Origin of the sequence: Burkholderia sp. E168m23 (assembly GCF_016586125.1) — a bacterium.
In the GTDB taxonomy this organism is placed as follows: Bacteria; Pseudomonadota; Gammaproteobacteria; order Burkholderiales; family Burkholderiaceae; genus Burkholderia; species Burkholderia orbicola.
This window is the reverse complement of sequence record NZ_BCPP01001519.1, coordinates 1-936: the sequence shown is the minus strand read 5'-3', so window position 1 is coordinate 936 and position 936 is coordinate 1. Positions and strand designations below refer to the sequence as shown.

Genomic DNA, 936 nt, shown 5'->3' with positions numbered 1-936 from the left:
CGCCGCGGACACCTTGCGCGGACGCGGCTGCGCGGGCTTCCAGCCCTTCGCGTTCTGCTCCTCGCGGCGGCGCGCCAGTTCCTCGTCCGACACCAGCACGTCGATCGTGCGGTTCGGAATGTCGATGCGAATCCGGTCGCCGTCGCGCACGAGGCCGATCGCGCCGCCCGCCGCCGCTTCCGGCGAGCAGTGGCCGATCGACAGCCCCGACGTGCCGCCCGAGAAACGGCCGTCCGTCAGCAGCGCGCACGCCTTGCCGAGCCCTTTCGACTTGATGTAGCTGGTCGGGTAGAGCATTTCCTGCATGCCCGGGCCGCCCTTCGGGCCTTCGTAGCGCACGATCACCACGTCGCCGGCCTTGACCTTGTCGTTCAGGATGTTCTCGACCGCTTCGTCCTGCGATTCGGTCACGTGAGCCGAGCCTTCGAACACGAGGATGCTTTCGTCGACGCCGGCCGTCTTCACCACGCAGCCGTCGAGCGCGATGTTGCCGGTCAGCACCGCGAGGCCGCCTTCCTTCGAGAACGCATGCTCGTACGAGCGGATGCAGCCCTCGGCGCGATCGAGGTCGAGGCTCGGCCAGCGCGTGTTCTGGCTGAACGCGACCTGCGTCGGGATGCCGGCCGGGCCGGCCAGGTAGAACGTGCGGACCGCTTCGTCCTGCGTGAGGACGATGTCCCACTGGTCGAGCGCATCCTTCAGCGTCGGCGCGTGGACGGTCGGCACGTCGGTGTGCAGCTTGCCGGCGCGCTCGAGCTCGCCGAGGATCGCCATGATGCCGCCGGCGCGGTGCACGTCCTCGATGTGGTACTTGTTCGTGTTCGGCGCGACCTTGCACAGCTGCGGCACCGTGCGCGACAGACGGTCGATGTCCTTCATCGTGAAGTCGATGCCGGCTTCCTGCGCGATCGCGAGCAGGTGCAGGATCGTGTTGGT

The 936-nt window shown here is 68.2% G+C and carries 1 protein-coding gene; it reads right to left on the bottom strand.

Annotated elements, in window-relative coordinates; translation table 11 throughout:
- The coding region (locus tag JMF90_RS38600; RefSeq protein WP_201326497.1) for a dihydroxy-acid dehydratase at nt 1-936 on the bottom strand (936 nt) is incomplete at both ends.